Here is an 18459-nt window from a genome sequence, read left to right on the forward strand (position 1 = left end):
TACTGCAGGGGGGACCCTGTGGGAGAGTAGGACGCCGCCGAACAATCATTCAGAAGAACCCCCATCCGGATTCCGGATGGGGGTTCTTCGCGTTTGCCGCCAATTTCGCCGCCAATTTCGCCGATCCGCGCCCTCGCCGAGTGCGGGCGGCTACTCGGCTGGGCGGCGGCCCCAGGCCGAGACCAGGGGTGCGAGTGTCAGATCGAGTTCTCCCGCGTCGATGGCGGTCAGGTGCGCGTCGAGCTCGGCCTCGTCGGCCAGGCCGGCCGCGAGGAGTTCGCCGCGCACGTGCCGGATGGTCGCGGCCTCCAGACGGTCGCAGGCCGGCCCGCCGATCGGGAAGGCGCCCGCCGCGGCGACGTCCACCAGGCCGGCTTCGCGCAGTGCCCGCGGCAGTGTCCGGCCGTAGCGCAGATCGGCGCCGCGGCGCCTGAGCAGTTCCCGGACCGCGTCGCGCAGGCGGTTGGCCCGCCGTTGGGCGGGGCCGCTGTCGTCCAGGCAGGCCAGTGGCTGCAGAGCGGTGTCGGCGTCCTCGACCAGCAGCCAGCCGCCGGGCCGTAGCGCTGCCGCCATCGTGGTCAACGCGCGGGCCCGGTCGGGTACGTGGACGAGCACGAGCCGGGCGTGCACCAGGTCGAAGGCCCCCGGCTCCGGGGGCGGGTCAGCGGCGACGTCGTGCCGGCGCACCTCGTAGCCGTTGCCCGACTTCAGCCATGACGGGTCGAGGTCCGTGGCCAGCACGTGCCCGGTGGGACCGACGGCTGCCGCGAGCGCCTCCGGGATGCCGGGGCCACCGGCCCCGACCTCCCAGCAGCGCCAGCCGGGCCCGACGCCCAGGCGGTCGAAGTGACCGCGAGTCACGCCGTCGAAGAGCTCGGCCAGCCAGACGAATCGCTCGCCCGCCTCGGCGCGCGCGTTGTCCAGCAGGTACCCGCGGGCGGGAGCGGGCTCCCCGCCGAGCGCGGTGGGCTCGTCTTTCGGATCAGGTCGGCCACCGGTGTGCGGCGGGCGGGGCGAAGAAGTCATGACCTCATGGTCGACCTTTCCGGGCCGTCGGCGCCATGCCCGACGGCAGGGGGATGGCCCACCGGATCACACGCCGAGGATCAGCTCTCCGCGTCGTCGGTGTCCCTGGACGCCAGGTTGACCTGCCAGGTGAAGGACCCGGCCGGGACGGCAGCGATGGGGGACGGCTGGTCGGGGTGCTCGGGGTCGAACTCGGACTCCAGGGTGTGGGTGACCTCGGGGCTGGTCCAGGCGGGCATGGTGCGGTTCCAGGGGCCGGTCGCGCGGGCGACCTTCCAGCGGAACGAGACCTGGTAGGACCTCAGCCAGTACCCGGGGGTCATCCGCGCCGAGGTGGAGAAGCCGGGGTTGTCGTTGAACTCGATGACGTTCTGGCCGTTGTTGATGACCGCGTTGGTGTACGGCGGGCGGTAGGGGCCGTCCTGCATCCAGGGGCGGTTGGACGGGGTCGCGGGGTAGTCCGTCCCCGACCGCACGATCTGGACGTTGGAGTCGGTGACCTCCTGCCAGAAGTGGTAGTTGGTGGCGACCTGCTGCGGGGCACCGGGCGGGTTCCGCAGCCGCGCCACCTGCTGGAAGCCGATGCTCTGGGTGTCGTCCAGCCGCTGGGCGGCCGGTCCCTCGTACTCCGAGGTGAACTCCAGGACGGGCCGGTCGAGGTCGAGGTTCGCGGCGCGGGCCTTGCCGCGGGTGGTTCGGCCCGAGGGCGCGGGGAGGTCGGCGGCTTCGGCCTTGCGCTTGGGGGGCATCCGCTGCACCGATGCCTCCGCCCGGGACGCCCCGGGGGAGCGGCCGGGCCCGCGTTCCGCCTCCTGGCGGACGAGCGGGGCCGACAGGGCGCGGACGGCGTTGGCCTCGGCCTCGCGCTCGTAGCGGTCGGACGGGTCGGACACCCGTAGGCCGTCGCCGCGGTCGGTGCCCGCGACCGGGCCGCTCCGCTGCTGGATGACGTGGGTGAGCTCGTGGGCCAGGGTGTGCCGGTCGCCGCCGCCGGCCCCGAGCACCACGTGGTTGCCCGAGGTGTAGGCGCGGGCGCCGACCTCGGCCGCGGACGCGCGGGCCCTGCTGCCGGTGTGCAGCCGTACGTCGGAGAAGTCGGCGCCGAGGCGGGACTCCATGTCGCGGCGGGTGGTGGCGTCCAGGGGCTGTCCGGCGGTGCGCAGCACCTGGTGCACCAGGGAGCGCTGGAGCGGCAGTTCCTCCTGCCCGTTGAGCGTACCGGCGCCGCCGGCGCCGGGGTGGGTCCGCTGGACCAGGCGGGTCACCGCGGCGTTGCCGATGGACCGTTGCAGGGCGAGGGCGGTGCCGGAACGCGGGCCCGGGCGTACTGCGCGGGTGGCGGCGGGGGCGGGGGCGGAGGCCGGTTCGGCCCGGCCCGGCTGGTGGCTGCGCACGCGGTCGGGTTCCTCCTCCTTGTGGCGATTTGGTGCGTATACGGCCCCGCGGGTGCCTTTGGGGCGGGAACAGCACAAAGCTACTGCTGTACTGAGGGGACGTCAGGAGCGCGCGGGGGCAGACATCGGCGTCTGCGGGGGCGGTCCGGTTGCCCCCGGAGGGCCTGTCGGGCTTCCCCGGGAGGGCAGGCGGGTGCTGTGGGCGCGGTTCGGGCGGGTTGCCGGTGGGTGCGCGAGCAGGCCATGGTTACCCGCGGGTAGTTGACATGGTCGCGAGGCGCGGGAGGAGATACGGATAGGGGGAGATCAGGGAGACGGAGGGGAAGAGCGCCGTGCGCACCGGTTCAGTTCCCCTGCCTGATGTCGCTCACCGTCCCGCTGATGTTGAGGAGTTCGTGGCAGGTGTCCGCCTGCTTGCCCGAGGCCGGAGTGCCCGGTGACTCGCAGGTCACGGTCGCCGTCACTGCCTGGTCCTCGGGGACCTGGATGGGAGTCACCCAGTGGTAGTCCTGGTTGCGGAAGGTCTCCAAGGCGATGGTGGTGATCGTCTGCTTGCCGGCCGTGATGGTCAACAACCCCTGGTCGCCCTGGAAGTTGGCGGCCACGATGTCCGTGATGTCGAACACCTTGCCGTGCGGCACCTGGTAACTGCCGGTGGACGAGGAGCTGTTCGAGGTCGTCACGTCGATGGTGGCGGAGCTCTGCCGTCCGGTTCCGGGCTCCGCCAGGCCCGCACCGGGGGCGCGACCGCCGGTGCTGGGCTGCCCGGCAGCGGGCCTGCCCTGGCCGCCGGGGTTGCCGCCGGAAGGCGCCGTGGGCGCACCGCCCGGCGCGACGACGCCAGGAGCCGGGGTGGCGCTCTGCTGGGCGACGGCCTGCTCGGCGGCCTGCTTGGCGGAGCTGCGCACCGCCGGGCGGACCAGGGCGAACCAGGCCAGCAGCAGCGCGAGCAGCGCGGCCAGGAGGGCGAGGAGCCACTTCGGGAAGACCGGCAGTTGGATGAACTCGCCGTCGAGCGCAACCCGTTGAACGGGCGTGAGGGCTTCGGTCGAGGCGGACGCGCCCTTGCCGTCCGCACCCTTGCTGTCCCTGCTGTCCCTGCTGTCCCGACCGCCCCGGGCACCCTGGGCGTCCGGGGTGCCCGTACCCCCGGCGGCCGCCGCCTCTCCGTCGGCGTCCCTGCCGGTGGCGCCCTGCTCCGGGCCCACCGTGACCTCGAACGGCCAGGAGGCCGGTTTGCCGAACCAGATCAGCTTGCGGGCCCGCGCCTGCAGTCGCAGCTCGCCGGACTCGCCGGGTTCGAGGCGCAGCCGTTCCGGGGTCGTCCGGAACCGCAGCTCCTCGCCGGCCTGCCCGGGCGTGAGGGCCACGGTGCCCGGAGTGTTGCCGAGGTTGCGGACGGAGGTGCGGTAGCGGCCGCGCAGCCAGCCGCGGCGGCGCCGGGGCGCAAGGGCGGCCTGCAACTCGTGGAAGGGCGTGACGGTGACGGTGGTCTCCGGAACCGTCACCAGCTCGGGGCGCTCGGTCGGCAGCACCCGGATGCCGAGCGGGAACTCGCCGGCCCGGGCGGCGGACGAACGCGGTGGGGCGACGCGCACCGTCACCGTCTCGGACGTCCCCGGGTAGAGCGAGACCCGGGCCGGCTCGACCGTCGTCCACGCGGCGCAGTCGCCGACCGCCTCCAGCGTGTACGCCTCCACGATGTCGAGGTCGTTGCGCACCGTCAGCGTCGTGGTGGCCACGCCACCGGGCGCCACCGTCAGCGCGGGCAGGCCGAGTTCGGCGGATGTGGTCATGGCGTGACGGTAGGACCGGCGGACCGTCCGCGGAGAGGGCCGTACGGGCAAGCCATGGGCACACCCCTTGCCCGTACGGACCGACCGACCCTGCCCGGCACCGCCGCAGGTCCACTGGAGAATGGAGAGCTCGATGACGTCGACCGAAACAACTCGATGCGAGGCAGCCACCACCCGCCGGCCGCCGGTGGCACCACGTTCCGGCAGCGCCCGCCAGGCCGCCCCGCGCATCCCGGTCCAGACCCGCAGGCCGGGCCAGATACCCGTGGCGGTGTACGCCGAGGACCTCATCCTGCAGACCGGCGTGGTCCAACAGCTGCGCCAGCGGCCCGAGGTGGAGCTGCTGAACGAGAGCGAGGCGGGCCGGGCGGAGGTCTCCCTGCTGGTCGTCGACGCCCTGACCGAGGCGGTGGCCGAGCACCTGCGCCGGCTGCGGCTGGCCACCTCCGGCCGGATCGGCCTGGTGGTCGGGCAGTTCGAGGCCGGCGGGCTGCAGACGATCGTCGAATGCGGGGTCGCCGCCGTGCTGCGCCGCTCGGAGGCGGACCAGGACCGGCTGGTGCACCTGATCACCGCCCTGGCCAACGGCGAGGGCGTGATGCCGGGGGACCTCCTCGGTGAGCTGCTCGACCGGATCGGGATGCTCCAGCGCACCATGCTCGACGGGCGCGGCCTGACCCTGTCGACCCTGACCGCCCGGGAGGCGGAGATGCTGCGGCTGGTCGCCGAGGGCTTCGACACCAGCGAGATCGCGGCCAAGACCTCGTACTCCGAACGGACCGTCAAGAACGTGCTGCACGAGATCATCACGCGGCTGGGGCTGCGCAACCGGGCGCACGCCGTGGGGTACGCCATGCGGCGCGGGCTGATCTGAGGGGCACGGCCGTTCCGCACGTCCCGCGCGAGGAACGTCGCGGACTGCCCTTTGGGGCACCGGTCGTTACCCCCGGCTCGGGTGCCCGGGCCCTGTTCCCGGGCGCCCGAGCCGGTGAGACTGCGGGGAGACCGCCCCTGCCACCCTGTGAGGTCGCGCGTGACCGCCGCCACCGGCACTCCCCGCTCCATCCGGCGGCCGGCCCGGGCCGCCGTCGCGGCGCTGCTCGCGCTGGCGGCCGCCGTGCTGACCCTGGGCTCCGCCCCCGGGGGACCGGGCGGTCCGGCCGGCTCCGCCGAGGACCCGGCCGGCGGGCGGATCGTCTACGCCGGCACCAACCACCGCGGCCTCGCCCGGGTGACCGGCCACGACACCAGCGCCCCGCTGTTCGGGCCCGGTCCGGTCCACTTCGACCAGGACCCCTCGGCCCGCGGCGACGAACTGGTCTTCACCAGCCTGCGGGACGGCCCGCTGCCCCAGGTGTACCTGCGCGACGCGACCGGTTCGCTGCGCCGCCTCACCACCGGCATGGACACCTCCCACCCCGCGCTCGCCCCGGACGGCAAGGGCGTCGTCTTCGAGGCCCTGGAGCCCCGGAAGGACGGCACCTCCCAGCACGTCCTGTGGGCCGTCGAGCGGAACGGCACCGGGCTTCGCCGGCTCACCGACGGCACCGCCGACGAGACCCACCCGACCGTCTCGCCCGACGGCCGGTGGGTCGCCTACGCCTGCGCCGGCGAGCCGGGGCACGTCCAGATCTACCTGCGGCCGTTCACCGGCGGCGCGCCCGTCAAGGTCACCAACGTGACCAGTGGGGACGCCGTCGACCCGACCTGGAACCCGCTCGACGACGACGCCCACCGCAACCAGATCGTCTACACCTGGGACCAGGGGGACAAGGGTCGCACCCTGATGCTCACCTCGCCGACCGGCGGCGACAAGGCGTTCTTCCCCGGCACCGGCTCCACCTGGAAGACCGGGTCCGCCTCCTGGCTGGCCGACGGCAGCGGGGTCCTGTTCCTCAGCGCCGACCGGCTCGCCCCCGAGACGCAGCCCCAGCCCCGGCCGGCCGACCCGCCGCCGCCACCGGTGGTGAACCTCTACCGCGCGCCGACCTGCGACTGCACCGACCCCCAACTCCTCTACAGCACGAACCGGTTGATCGCCACGCCGACCTGGCTCGGACCGCAGAACGGCGGCGGGCCGGTGGTCGAGCAGACCAGCGCCTCCGCCGCAAACGTCGCCGACGTCCAGGACGTCCGGCCCGACGGCGCCGACCCGCGCGACCTGGGCATCAGCGTGCTCACGGAGGACCCGGCCGCCGACACTAACACCGATCCCGACCCGGCCGCCGACCCGCTCTTCCACCCCCGCCCCGGCTACGACCCCTGGTACGAACGCCAGACCTACACCCCCGACGGGCGGCAGCTCGTGGTCACCCGCTACGAGGACTCGCCCGCCGGCCGGATCCAACGGATCTGGCTGGCCGACGCCGACGGCGCCGACCCGCACCCGATGAACCTCGCCGGGCGCGGCCCGACCGACCGGGACACCGACCCCTCCCTCTCCCCGGACGGCAGGCTGATGGTGTTCAGCCGCAGCACCCCGGGCAGCGGTGGACAGGCCCCGGCCCGTCCCGGCCGGATCGTGATCGCCGAGATGGCCACGGGCGCGATCGTCGGCACCGTCCAGCCCCCGGCCGACCAGCCGGGGGCCGCGGACGACGAGCCCTTCTGGTCCCCCGACGGCAAGCTGATCGCCTTCTCCCGGACCGCCGTGATCAACGGCAACCCCGGCAACAAGCACATCTGGACCGTGCCCGCCGACGACCTCACCCGGCAGAACGACCTCAGCCGCACGGCCTGCCCGGGCAGCTGCAACGTCATCGACGACAGCCCCGCCTTCTCGCCCGACGGCCGCCGGATCGCCTTCAACCGCAAGGCCGGTGACGGCGGGAACAACCGGCAGGACGGCGTCGTGGTCACCACACCGACCGGCCGGGACTGCACGGTGATCCTTCCAGCCGGGCTCGGCGACGGCGCCTGCACCCGGCCGCTGCCCGACCGTTCCACCGGCCCCTTCCAACCCCGTGACGTCGCCTGGACGGCCGACGGCGGGAAACTCGTGCTGACCTCCCGGCGCGCCGCGCCGCCGAGCGCACCCGAGGGGCTCAAGACCTACGACTTCGCGACCGCCGAACTCACCGCGCTCGACTGGCGGTTGCCGGGGCGCCAGAAGGAGCCGGCCGTCCAGCGGTCCGTCCACCTGACGCTCAGCGCCCCGCCCCGCACCCCGGCCGTCCCCGTCGACGGCGGCACCGACGTGACGATCACCGTCACCAACAAGGGCCCGGCACCCTCACCCGGTACCGTCCTCACGGCCTCGGTGCCGACGGGTGCCCGGCTCGGCGAGCTGACCAGCCAGGTCGGGCAGTGCGACGCGGCGGCCCTGCGCTGCGAGCTCGGCACCCTGCCGCCCGGGGCGCAGGTCCGGGTCACCGGCCGGCTGATCGGCACCCGGGCGGGCGACCAGCCGTTCGGCTGGAGCGTCACCGGGGCGGTGGTCGACCCCAACCCGGAGAACGGGTCGGCCGAGACGATCCTGCCGGTCGTGGCGGAGCCCTCGCCGACGCCCACGCCTTCACCGACACCGACGCCCACGACTTCACCGACGCCCACGCCGTCACCGACCGCCTCACCGAGCCCCACGCCCACCCCGACCACCTCGCCCACCCCCGTGCCACCGCCCCCGGCGCCCGCCCCCGCACCGCCGCCGCAGGCCGGCCCCGGCGTGGCGGTCGACGCCCAGCCCGACCCCGGCTACGTCGGCGGCCACGTGACCGTCAGCTACACCTTGCGCAACACCGGCCAGGCCCTGGCGACCGGGCTGCGCCTGACCCTCGGCCTGCCCGCCGGAGTACCCACCGAGGCGCTGCCCCCGGGCTGCCGGAACGGGAGCTGCCAACTCGCCGACCTCGCCCCCGGAGGCAGCCAGGTGGTCCGGGTGGTGCTCTCACCCGTGGCCGCACTGGACACCACGATCACCGCGGAGCTCACCACCACCGGCACCGACGCCACCCCGGGCCCGCACCGGGCCGGTACGCCGCTGCGCATCCTCCAGCCCCGCATCGTGGCCGTCCCGCCGATCGGCAAGCCCGGCTTCGTGACCTCCGTCCGCGGCACGGACTTCCCACCCGGCGCGCCCGTCCGCTTCACCTGGCAGCCCGGCATCACCGCGGCCGCGGCTCCCACGTACCCGAAGCCGGACGGGACCTTCGCGGGCCAGCTGCTGATCCTCCCCAAGGACGAGACCGGCCCCCGGACCATCACGGCCGCCGGCCCGGGCTTCTCCCCGGTGACCACCCCGTTCCTGGTGGTGGAGGGCAGCATCGGCCCGCCGGGGGAGGTGGAGCGCCGGTGAGCGGGGCGATCTTTCCGGGCTGTGGCGGACCTCGGCAGCCGATCCGCCGCACGCCCACCTACCCGGGCCATCACGGCCGCCGGCCCGGGCTCCTCCCCGGTGACCACCCGCGTTCCTGGTGGCGAAGGGCATCGAGGGAAGGCGGGGCGGTGGTGAGGCGGCTCGGGTTGGCGACGACGGGGCGCGGCGTGGTCGTCGGAAGGCTGCGGCGGGGCTCGGTGGGCGGTGTCCGGGTGTGTGGTGTCGGTGGGGAGGGGGAGGGCCGGTGATCCATGAGGTGGACGAGGCGTTGCGGCTGTTGCTGGACGGCGCCGGGTTGCCGGAGCGCGGGGTCGAGGTGGTCTTCGATGCGCCGACCCGGGACCTGGCGGCTCGGCGGACCGCGCCGACGGTCAGCGTGTTCCTGTACGGGATCCGGGAGGAGACGAGCCGCCGGCAGGCCGGGGCCGTCGCCGAGTACGACGAGGACGGCGTGGTGGTCGGTCACCGACCCGCGCCCCGCTGGTTCGAGCTGGGCTACCTGGTGACCGTCTGGACCAACCGCCCGCAGGACGAACACCGGCTGCTGGCCGAGGTGTTGCAGTGCCTGACCGCCGTGGACGCGCTGCCCGCCCGGCTGCTCACCGGGTCGCTCGCCGGGCTCGGGCTGACCGTCGGGCTGGACATCGCCGGGCGCGACACCGGTCTGCCGTCGGTGTCCGACGTCTGGTCCGGGCTGGGCGGGGAGCTGCGGCCCTCGATCGACCTCAGGGTCCTCGCCCCGCTGGCCGGCGGGCTCGACCCCGCCGGGCCGCCCGTCACCGAGGGCCTGGTGGTGCGGGCCCGGGACACCACCCGGGAGAGCGAGTCGGGAGGCCGCCGGCTGCGCTACCGCGGCGCCGGGGACCCGGGGGCCGACGGTTTCGCCGCCCCCCGGGAGCGTGCGCTGCCGCCCGGCCGCAGGACGAGGGGTGGAGCGCGGTGAGCCTCGACCTCGGACCGGCCGTCAACGGCGCGCCGCCCGCCCGCGACCACCTGTGGGAGCGGCTGCACCGGGTCGAGGAGCGGGTCCGGGCGGCGGTGCGCGAACGCCGGGCCGACGACCCGGACCCGGACGACCCGTACCGCGGCCAGTACCTCGGCCCGGAGGCGGTGGAGCGGATCCTGGCGTCCTGCGCCGCGACGGGCTTCGCCGGTACGGCTCACGGCGCTGTGAACGGCGCTGCGAACGGCGCTGTGGACCGTGTTGGCGGTGCTGCGGGCGGCCCGGCGCCCGCAGCACCGCCGCCCGGCTCCCGACTGGCCCGGCTGGGCGCCGAGTTCGGCCTGCTCCCGGTGGACCTCGACCTGCTGCTGGTGGCCCTCGCCCCCGACCTCGACACCCGCTTCGAGCAGCTCTACGGCTACCTCAACGACGACCTGACCCGCCGCCGGGCCACCGTGGCCCTCGCCCTCGAACTGTGCGGGCTGCCGACGGCGGGCGCCGGCCGCTTCCGGTTCTCCGCCCGTGCCCCGCTGGTCGCCGGGGGCCTGGTGGAGGTCACCGAGCCGGAGCGCCCGCTGCTCTCCCGCACGCTGCGGGTGCCGGACCGGGTGACGGCCCACCTCCTCGGCGACGACGAACCGGACGACGCGCTCGTCGGGCTGGCCCACCGCGCCGAACCGCACGTCGGGGCCGCCCCGGAGCCCGTCGACGACCTGGCCGCAGCGGTGGCCGCGGCCGCGGCGGCCGGCGGGCCGGTGTACCTGCTGGACCGTGGCGGGCAGGCGGGCCCGTCGGCGGTGGCCGCCCTGGCGTCCGGAGACCGGCCGCCCCTGGTCGTCGACGCCGCCGCGTTGGCCGCCGTCCACCCGTCGACGGCCACCGTGCGGGTGCTCGCCCGCGAGGCCCGGTTGGGCGGGGGTGGTGTGGTGCTCGGTCCGCTGGACCGGCTCGAACCCGAACGGCCCGAGCGGGCGGCCCTGTTGCGGGACCTGTGCGCGCTGCTGGGGCCCGTCCCGCTGGTCGTGCACGGCCCGCAGGTGTGGGACCCGGCCTGGACCCGGGAGAGTCCCGTGGTGCTGACCGTCCCGCCGCCGGACGCGCGCGACCGGGCCGGGCAGTGGGCCCGCGCGCTGGCCGCCGGCGGGGCGTCGCCGGGCCGGGAGCCGGCGGAGGGTCTGGCGGAGGGTCTGGCGGAGGGCCTGGCAGCGGGCCGGACAGGGGATCGGGCAGCGGGTCTGTCCGAGGAGCTGGCCGAGGCGGTGGCCGCCTACCGGCTGGACCGGGAGAAGCTGGAGCGGGCCGCCGCCGTGGCCGCCAGGACGGCGGCCGCCGAGCGTCGCCCGGTGCGCGCCGAGGACCTGCGGGCCGCCGTACGGGCGCAGAACGCCGCGGGTCTGGCCCGGCTGGCCCGCCGGATCGAGCCCGCGGTCGGCTGGGCGGACCTGGTGCTGCCCGGCCCCACCGCCGGCCGGCTGCGCGAACTGGTGCTGCGGGCCCGGCACCGCGACCGGGTGCTCGGGCAGTGGCGGATGCGGCCCGGCGGCGGCCGGGGCAACGGGGTGATCGCCCTGTTCGCGGGCGAGTCCGGCACCGGGAAGACGATGTCGGCCGAGGTGGTCGCGGCGGAGCTCGGCATGGAGCTGTACGTCGTCGACCTGTCCACGGTGGTGGACAAGTACATCGGCGAGACCGAGAAGAACCTGGACCGCGTCTTCACGGAGGCCGCGCAGGTCAACGCCGTCCTCCTGTTCGACGAGGCGGACGCGCTGTTCGGCAAGCGCTCGCAGGTCAAGGACGCCCACGACCGCCACGCCAACGTGGAGACGGCCTACCTGCTCCAGCGGATGGAGTCCTTCGACGGGATCGCGGTGCTGACCACCAACCTGCGGGCCAACCTCGACGAGGCGTTCACCCGGCGCCTGGACGTCATCGCCGAGTTCCCGCTGCCCGACCGGGCGCAGCGGCGCCTGCTGTGGGACCGCTGCCTGGGGCCGCGGCTGCCCCGCGGCGACGACCTCGACCTGGACTTCTGCGCGAGGCACTTCGAGCTCACCGGCGGCTCCATCCGGGCCTGCGCCGTCTCCGCGGCCTACCTGGCGGCCGGTACGGGCAGCCCGCTGGGCATGGCGCAGCTGGTCGCCGCCGTGGTCGGGGAGTACCGCAAGCTCGGACGGCTGGTCCTGGAGAGCGAGTTCGGGCCGTGGCTGGGCGTCCTCGGGGAGACCGGGCTCGGCTGACATCCCGCGGACGGTCGCGTCCGGGGCGGCGAGGTCCTCCGGGGCGGCGGGCCTTCCGGGGCGGCGGGGCCCCCGGGTCGGCCCGCGCGGACCCGTCGGGCTGTCCGCCGGGGGCAGCCGGTCCTGCCCCCGCTCCGGGACCCCGGGGCATGGTCCGGACGGCGCCCGGACCGCAGACTCGGGGGCGAGTGATCAGTGAGCGATCAGTCAGCGATCAGCGAGCGATCAGCGAATGACCGGCGAAATGACTGGCCAGCCGAAGGAGCGCGTATGCCGTCGTACCTCACCCCGGGTGTGTACGTGGAGGAGGTCCAGTCCGGTGCCCGGCCGATCGAGGGGGTCGGCACCGCCGTCGCCGCCTTCGTCGGCTTCGCCGGTTCCGGTCCCTTCCACGAGCCCACGCTGGTGACCAACTGGGACCAGTACGTCCAGCGGTTCGGCGGGTTCACCGAGGGCACCTACCTGGCGCACGCGGTCTACGGCTTCTTCGCCAACGGCGGCGGCTCCGCCTACGTCGTCCGGGTCGGCGACCCGGCCCGGCAGGCCCCCGGCGCAGCCCCGGCACCCGCCGCCGTCGCGGCCCCGCCGGTCGCCGTCGCGGGCTTCCTGTTCTCGGCGCTGCCCGGCGCGGGCGGCGAGGTGTCCGTCGAGATCGCCGACGCGGAGGGGGAGAACGTCCCCGAGGACCGGTTCCGGGTGCTGGTGCGCCGCGGCGCCGAGGTCGTGGAGACCTACGACGTCTCGACCCGGAAGAACACCAAGGGGTACGTCGTCACCCAGCTGCGCGAGTCCAAGCTGGTCGCGGTCGCCGAACAGCCCGGCACCGCGCCGAGCCGCCCCGAGCGCCAGACCCACGCGCTCGCCGCCGCCCCCGCCGTGGCGCCGGGGCCGGTCGCGGCCCCCTCCTCCCGGCTCGACCCCGCCGAGTACGTCGGCGACGCCGCCGCCCGGACCGGCTTCTCCGGCCTGGAGGCGATCGACGAGATCACCATGGTCGCGGTGCCCGACCTGATGAGCGCCTACCAGCGCGGCGACCTCGACGACGAGGGCCTGCGCACCGTCCAGCTGGCCGTCATGTCGCACTGCGAGCAGATGGGCGACCGGATCGCGGTCCTCGACCCGCCGCCCGGCCTGAACGCCCAGCGGATGCGCACCTGGCGCAACGAGGAGGCCGGCTTCGACTCCCGCTACGCCGCCCTCTACTACCCGTGGATCAAGGTCTTCGACCCGGCCACCGGCCGCAACGTGCTGGTCCCGCCGAGCGGGCACGTGGCCGGGGTGTGGGCGCGCAGTGACTCCGAACGCGGCGTGCACAAGGCGCCCGCCAACGAGGTCATCCGCGGCGCGGTGGACCTGGAACTGCGGCTCAGCAAGGGCGAACAGGATCTGCTGAACCCGATCGGCGTCAACTGCGTACGGGCGTTCCCCGGGCGCGGCATCCGGATCTGGGGCGCGCGCACCCTCTCCTCCGACCCCGCCTGGCGCTACCTGAACGTGCGCCGGCTCTTCAACTACCTGGAGGAATCGATCCTCCTGGGGACCCAGTGGGTGGTCTTCGAACCCAATGACGACCGGCTGTGGTCCAGCATCCGCCGGAACATCACCGCCTTCCTCACCGAGGAGTGGCGGCGCGGGGCGCTGTTCGGCCAGACCGCGGCCGAGGCCTTCTACGTCAAGTGCGACCGCGACAACAACCCGCCGGAGTCCATCGACCTCGGCCAGGTGATCTGCGAGATCGGCGTCGCCCCGGTGAAGCCGGCCGAGTTCGTGGTGTTCCGGCTGGCCCAGTTCTCCGACAGCACGAGCCTCGTCAACGAGTGACCCGGCCCCGTCGTCCCGTCGGCCACCCAACGCATCGGAAGGTGACAACACGCCATGGCTGAAGGCGATCCGCTCTCCACACACATATTCGGCGTCCAACTCGGCGGCTACAACGTCGAGTCCGTCAAGGAGATCAGCAACCTGACGGTCGAACAGGACGTCGTCGAGTACAAGCAGGTGACCCAAGAGGGCAAACTGATCGTCCGGAAGCAGCCCGGCGCCCGGCTGCCCGGCGAGGTGACCATCACCCGGGGCCTGGACAAGAGCGGCGCGTTCACGGACTGGATCAAGGAGACCCTCAACAACGGGGCGATCAACACCGCGCGGCAGAACCTCACCATCGAGGTCAAGGACACCACCGGCGCCACCCTGCGACGCATCCAGCTGACCAACGCCTGGGCGAGCCGCTGGGAGGGCCCCACGCTCAGCGCGGGCGAGTCCAGCGCGGCGACCGAGACCGTGACCATCGTGTTCGAGGAGATCAGCGTCGAATGAGGCGGAAGATCGGCCTGGACGAGCTGCTGGAGCGGGCCCCCGCCCAGGGGCCGCTCCCGGGCGCGGGTACGGGCGCGGTGCCGGTGCCGGACCGGCAGGGCGCCGCGCCGCAGGCCGGGCCGGCCGCGCCCCGGGGGCGGGCGCCGCACACCGAGTTCGAGTTCGAGCTGCCGCTCGGCTACGTCGACGACGAGGGCACCGTGCACCGCCACGGCGCGATGCGGCTGGCCACCGCCCGGGACGAGCTGATGCCGCAGATCGACCTGCGGGTCAAGGAGAACCCGGCCTACCTCAGCGTGGTACTGCTCAGCCACGTCATCACCAGGCTGGGTGACGTCACCGACGTGCACGCCGGGATCGTCGAGCGGATGTACGCCACCGACGTCGCCTTCCTCCAGGACCTCTACCAGCGGATCAACAGCGAAGGCCACACGCGCGCCGCCGTGACCTGCCCGCACTGCGACGGCGCCTTCGAGGTCGACCTCGCCGGTGGGCGCCTGGGGGAATCGTGACGTACGCGCCTGCTCGGCTGTACGAGGAGATCGCGTACATCGCCTACCACTTCCACTGGCCGCGCGAGGACCTCCTCGACCTGACCCACCGCGAGCGCGGGCAGTGGGTGCGCGAGATCGCGCGCATCAACTCCAGGGTCAACGAGGGCGGGTGAGCGGGGTGGGGGTGCGGGACTGGATCTCGCGGCGGCGCCGGGCTGACGGTGCTGTCGCGCCCGGTGGTGCCGCGTCCGGTGGTGCCGCGTCCGGCGGCCCTGTGGCGGAAGGCGGGACCGGAGGTACGGGCGCGATCGTGCCCGCGGCGGCCCGGCAGCAACGGCCGGCGGCCGGGGACGGCGGATGGCGCGCGGTGACGCCACTCGTCCCGACCCTGGCCGGGGCGGGGCCCGGGGTCAGCGACGGCCTCAAGTTCCGCTCCCGGCTGGCCTCCTGGCAGGACCCCTCGCTGTGCGGGCCGCTGGGCCACGCCGTTCTGCCGACCGCACCGGTCGGCATCCTGCGGGCGGTGGCGGCGCCGGGTGGTCCGGCGACGGCCGTCGGGGGCGGGGACGAACTCGTCCTGCCGGCCGGCACGGGCGGCGGGGTGGACGAGGGCGAGGCGGCGGGCCACTCGCAGGGCGCGGGGGGACGGCGGCGGGAGCCGCCGGTCCAGCGGGCCGTCCGGGTACGGCGGCTGCCCGTGCGGTCGGGCCCGCCTGCGGCAGGCGTACGTGTGGCAGGCACGCCTGCGGCAGGTACACGCGCGGCAGGCACGCGTGCGGGTGCGGACAGGGGAGCAGACGTACGGCGGGTCGGAGCGGAGGGCGGTGCGGCGACGCCTGGTGCGCCGGTCCGGAGCGAGGCGAGGCCTGAGGCGGTGACGCCCGCAGTCCCGGAGCCCGCTGTGCCCGGGGCCGGTCCTCGGGAGCCCGGCACTCAGGTGCCGGAGGGGATCGACAAGTCGCCGCGTCCGGGCGACGCGGTGGACCGGGCTCAGGGCCGTTCCGTACGGCCGCGGCCCGTCAGTGGACCGCTGACCGTGGCGCGGCGGCCCCGGGCGTTGCCCGTGCGTCCGGTGGCGGCCGTTCCCGGGCCGCGCAGGGCGAACGAGCCGGTCACCGGGCCGCGCAGGGGGAACGAGCCGGTCACCGGGCCGCCGGGCCGAGACACCGAACCGGTGCTGCCGGCAGCCGTGACGGACGAACCGGCCGATCGGCCGAGCCCGTCCGTGAGCGGCGGGGCCGCCGCGCCCGCGCCCGCGCCCCTGGCGGGCGGCCCGGTCGAAGGGGTGGTCCAGCGCGCCGCCGCGAGGAGCGCCGCAGCACCTGCCCGTCCGGTCCTCGGCGTGCCCCTGACCGCGCTGCCGGCGAGCGCCGCACCCGTGGCTGCCGTCGGTTCCCAGGGCGCGGAACGCGACCCTGGTGCGCCGGCCATGCCCTTCGTCCGTGCTGCGACGGAGTCCGCCGTCCCTGAGGCGAGCGGGCCCGACAGTCCACGGCAGCCAGGGGCCCACCCCGAGCACGGAGGCGGCTCCCCCGTTCAGCGCACGTCGTCCGGGCAGCCCGCCGGTACCGCCCCGCGCACCCCGCCGCCCCCCGCTCCTGCCCGCACGCGCGGGGGCCTGGGCGCGCCGCTCGACGCCCTGCCGCCGTCGGCGGCCGCGCCGGGCGGCACTGCGCCGTCGCTCGGCGGCCACCGACCGGTCCGGCGCGTCGTGGGCCCGGCGGCAGGCGACGCCGGAAGCCGAAGTGCCGGTGGGCCGGCGGAGCGGAGCGCGCCGGTGGTCGGCGAAGGGCCACATGCGCAGGGTGCCACCGCGCGGGCGGGCAGCACTGCGACGGACCCAACTCGGCTTCCACGGACGGACAATGGCGGGGCGGCCGGGCCGGCGCGGAGCGGCCCTGCCGAGTCGCGGGCCACCAGCGGCCAGGTCAGGTCCGTGACTGTGCCGGTGCGTCCGGCCGTTGGTGGCTCGGGCGTGCGGCGGGCGGTCCAACTCGCCGTCACGAGGCGGGGGTTGATCGGCGAGCGTCCGATGCCGGTCGCCCTCGCCACGCCGGCGGCGCCCTCCGCGGGCGCCAGCACCGCACCCACCACCGGTTCCCGTACGGCACCGCCGCCTCCGCCACCCGTGGTGCCTGCGGTCTGGCCCAACGCGCTCGCGTCCCGCGCGAACGACGACGATCCGGCTGCGGGGCCCTCGCGGCCCTCGCGGCCCTCGGGGCCTTCGGGGCCCACGCGGCCTTCCCACGGCGGCCGGGACGGCGGGATCGCTGCTGCTCCGCAGCACTCAGCGCCACGCCGTTCGCTGAGCGCGGGGGAGGGACGGGCTACGACCGGGCAGTCGGTGACAGCAGCGGCGAGCGGTTCGTCCGCTCCGGGCCTGCTGCGCGGGGTCGTCGGTGCTGTGCAACGCGTGCGTTCCACCCGTGCACTCGACCGCGAGAGCGGCCGGACAGCCGCCGATCGTCCTGCCGTAGAGGGGACGCCGGGGCCGAGCGGTGCGCGGGGTACCGCCGAGGCCGTGGGCCGGTCGTCCGGTCCAGGCGTGGTGCGAGGGGTCGTCGCCGCGGTGCAACGCTCGCGTGCCCGTCGGGCGTCGGAGCGCGGGGGCGGCCGGACGGCTGTTGATCGGCCTGCGGGGGAGGGGAGTTCGGCCTCCTCCGGCGTGCCGCGCGCTGTAGCCGCGGGTGGGGCCGTGGCTGCCGTGCAGCGTCGACGCTCCGGGCGGACACGGGCCAATGGTTCTCCAGCGCAGGGGAGTTCGGCCGCTCCGATGGCGACCGCGCCCGGCAGTCGGGCCCGACCTGCCCGAACGGCGGCGGCGGTGCCGCCCGCGCACGTGGTCCGGATCGCGCCGCCGCCGGTTCAGCGGGTGCCGTCACCGGAGCTGCCGACACCCCCTTCGCCGGTGGTGCCGCGAGCCCTGCCGCCCGGGCACGCCGCGAGCACTCCGCCCGCGCCCGTGGTGCGGCCCGTACCCCCGGCGGGCCAGTCGCTTCAGCGGCTGCCGACCGTGTCCCGCCCGCTTCCGCTTCCGTCACCGCCGCCGCCGGCGACGCCCCCGTCACCCGTCGGCTCGCGAGCCCTGACACCCGCGCGTCCGACCGGCACCCCCTCCGTACCGCCCGCGCCCGGTACGGCGCAGCTGTTGCAACGGGTGGCCGAGCGGACGGGCCTGTCCGGGGTGCCGTTGACCGCCGTCCCGGCGAGTCGGCCGGGCACCGTCCAGGCCGCTCCCGCGAAGGCCTCACCGGCAGGCGGCTCCCAGGCGAAGGCCTCCCCGTCCGCCGAACCGACCGGGGCACCCGACGGCGCCGGGCCCGCCGACCTGGACGAGCTGGCCCGGCGCCTGGTCGAACCGGTCGGCCGGCTGTTGCGCACCGAGCTGCGCCGGGGCCGGGAGCGGGCCGGCAGACCGTACGACCTGCGTCGCTGAGCGCGGGACGACCCCATCGACGTGACTGGCACCGGAAAGCAGGAAACGGGGACCGATGACCGACAACATCTTCGCGAGCAGCGTGTTCTTCAGCCTGACCATCGGCGGCAACGACCTGGGCGAGTTCACCACCTGTTCCGGCCTCGGCGCCCAGGTCGAGATCGAGCAGTACGCGGAGGGCGGCAACAACGGCTTCGCCTGGCAGCTGCCGGGCCGCATCACCTGGTCGAACATCACGCTGACCCGGGCGGTCACCGCGGACAGCGCCAAGATCGCGCGGTGGCTGGGCGAGACCGTACGGAAGGTCGAGCCGAAGGACGGCGAGATCGTGGCGCTGCGGCCGGACCTGAGCCGGATCGTCGGCTGGCAGGTGCTGGGGATCGTCCCGGTGCGCTGGGACGGCCCGTCCTTCGACCCCGCCACCTCCCAGGCCGCGGTGGAGAGTCTGGAGATCGCCCACGCGGGTCTCCGCCCGTCCTGATCCCGGTTCGCGGTTCGCGGT

Annotated in this window: 13 protein-coding genes; 10 read left to right on the top strand and 3 right to left on the bottom strand. The window is 75.3% G+C overall.

Translation table 11 applies throughout. The features are described from left to right. Positions 1–150: 150 nt before the first annotated feature. From ACIRVF_RS41255 to ACIRVF_RS41265, 3 genes are all read right to left on the bottom strand, one after another. Positions 151–1026: a methyltransferase domain-containing protein gene (locus ACIRVF_RS41255; protein WP_402829936.1), complete on the bottom strand. Its 876-nt coding sequence runs from the start codon at positions 1024–1026 to the stop codon at positions 151–153. A gap of 80 nt (positions 1027–1106) precedes the next feature. Beyond that, positions 1107–2420: a DUF4157 domain-containing protein gene (locus tag ACIRVF_RS41260; protein ID WP_402829939.1), complete on the bottom strand. Its 1314-nt coding sequence runs from the start codon at positions 2418–2420 to the stop codon at positions 1107–1109. Positions 2421–2764: 344 nt separating this feature from the next. Next, positions 2765–4216 carry a hydrolytic protein gene (locus ACIRVF_RS41265; protein ID WP_402829941.1) on the bottom strand — a complete coding sequence of 484 codons (1452 nt, stop codon included), beginning with the start codon at positions 4214–4216 and terminating at the stop codon, positions 2765–2767. A 133-nt stretch (positions 4217–4349) separates the two neighbouring features. Here ACIRVF_RS41265 and ACIRVF_RS41270 point away from each other — a divergent pair, with 133 nt between their 5' ends. The 10 genes from ACIRVF_RS41270 (at position 4350) to ACIRVF_RS41315 (ending at position 18438) form a co-directional block, all read left to right on the top strand. Further along, positions 4350–5090 carry a LuxR C-terminal-related transcriptional regulator gene (locus ACIRVF_RS41270; protein WP_402829944.1) on the top strand — a complete coding sequence of 247 codons (741 nt, stop codon included), beginning with the start codon at positions 4350–4352 and terminating at the stop codon, positions 5088–5090. A 159-nt stretch (positions 5091–5249) separates the two neighbouring features. Next, entirely contained in the window at positions 5250–8510 is a 3261-nt protein-coding gene (locus ACIRVF_RS41275) for a hypothetical protein (RefSeq protein ID WP_402829947.1), read from the top strand. 265 nt (positions 8511–8775) lie between these two features. Beyond that, positions 8776–9474, top strand: coding sequence for a DUF4255 domain-containing protein (locus tag ACIRVF_RS41280; protein ID WP_402829949.1), 699 nt, complete (start codon positions 8776–8778; stop codon positions 9472–9474). After that, positions 9471–11711 (top strand): ATP-binding protein, encoded by a 2241-nt coding sequence (locus ACIRVF_RS41285; protein ID WP_402829951.1) that lies wholly within the window; start codon positions 9471–9473, stop codon positions 11709–11711. Before ACIRVF_RS41280 ends, ACIRVF_RS41285 begins: the two co-directional genes overlap by 4 nt. A gap of 270 nt (positions 11712–11981) precedes the next feature. Then, complete coding sequence (locus ACIRVF_RS41290) at positions 11982–13532, top strand: phage tail sheath family protein (protein WP_402829953.1); 1551 nt, start codon at positions 11982–11984, stop codon at positions 13530–13532. A gap of 54 nt (positions 13533–13586) precedes the next feature. Beyond that, positions 13587–14027, top strand: coding sequence for a phage tail protein (locus ACIRVF_RS41295; RefSeq protein ID WP_030290301.1), 441 nt, complete (start codon positions 13587–13589; stop codon positions 14025–14027). After that, positions 14024–14539 carry a hypothetical protein gene (locus ACIRVF_RS41300; RefSeq protein WP_402829956.1) on the top strand — a complete coding sequence of 172 codons (516 nt, stop codon included), beginning with the start codon at positions 14024–14026 and terminating at the stop codon, positions 14537–14539. The genes ACIRVF_RS41295 and ACIRVF_RS41300 overlap by 4 nt, the downstream gene beginning before the upstream one ends. Beyond that, positions 14536–14694, top strand: coding sequence for a DUF6760 family protein (locus ACIRVF_RS41305; protein ID WP_167344961.1), 159 nt, complete (start codon positions 14536–14538; stop codon positions 14692–14694). Before ACIRVF_RS41300 ends, ACIRVF_RS41305 begins: the two co-directional genes overlap by 4 nt. 2975 nt (positions 14695–17669) lie before the next feature. Further along, positions 17670–17957: a hypothetical protein gene (locus tag ACIRVF_RS41310; protein ID WP_402829958.1), complete on the top strand. Its 288-nt coding sequence runs from the start codon at positions 17670–17672 to the stop codon at positions 17955–17957. Positions 17958–18012: 55 nt separating this feature from the next. Then, a complete protein-coding gene (locus tag ACIRVF_RS41315; protein WP_402829961.1) occupies positions 18013–18438 on the top strand; it encodes a phage tail protein in 426 nt (141 codons plus the stop codon). Positions 18439–18459 lie beyond the last annotated feature (21 nt).

It is taken from the genome of Kitasatospora sp. NPDC101157, assembly GCF_044768255.1.
Classification (GTDB): domain Bacteria; phylum Actinomycetota; class Actinomycetes; order Streptomycetales; family Streptomycetaceae; genus Kitasatospora.

Excerpts from the sequence above, each read along its gene's own strand:
- ACIRVF_RS41255 (WP_402829936.1), bottom strand. The coding sequence starts at position 1,026 with ATGACTTCTTCGCCCCGCCCGCCGCACACCGGTGGCCGACCTGATCCG.
- ACIRVF_RS41265 (WP_402829941.1), bottom strand. The coding sequence starts at position 4,216 with ATGACCACATCCGCCGAACTCGGCCTGCCCGCGCTGACGGTGGCGCCC.
- ACIRVF_RS41270 (WP_402829944.1), top strand. The coding sequence starts at position 4,350 with ATGACGTCGACCGAAACAACTCGATGCGAGGCAGCCACCACCCGCCGG.
- ACIRVF_RS41290 (WP_402829953.1), top strand. The coding sequence starts at position 11,982 with ATGCCGTCGTACCTCACCCCGGGTGTGTACGTGGAGGAGGTCCAGTCC.
- ACIRVF_RS41295 (WP_030290301.1), top strand. The coding sequence starts at position 13,587 with ATGGCTGAAGGCGATCCGCTCTCCACACACATATTCGGCGTCCAACTC.
- ACIRVF_RS41300 (WP_402829956.1), top strand. The coding sequence starts at position 14,024 with ATGAGGCGGAAGATCGGCCTGGACGAGCTGCTGGAGCGGGCCCCCGCC.
- ACIRVF_RS41315 (WP_402829961.1), top strand. The coding sequence starts at position 18,013 with ATGACCGACAACATCTTCGCGAGCAGCGTGTTCTTCAGCCTGACCATC.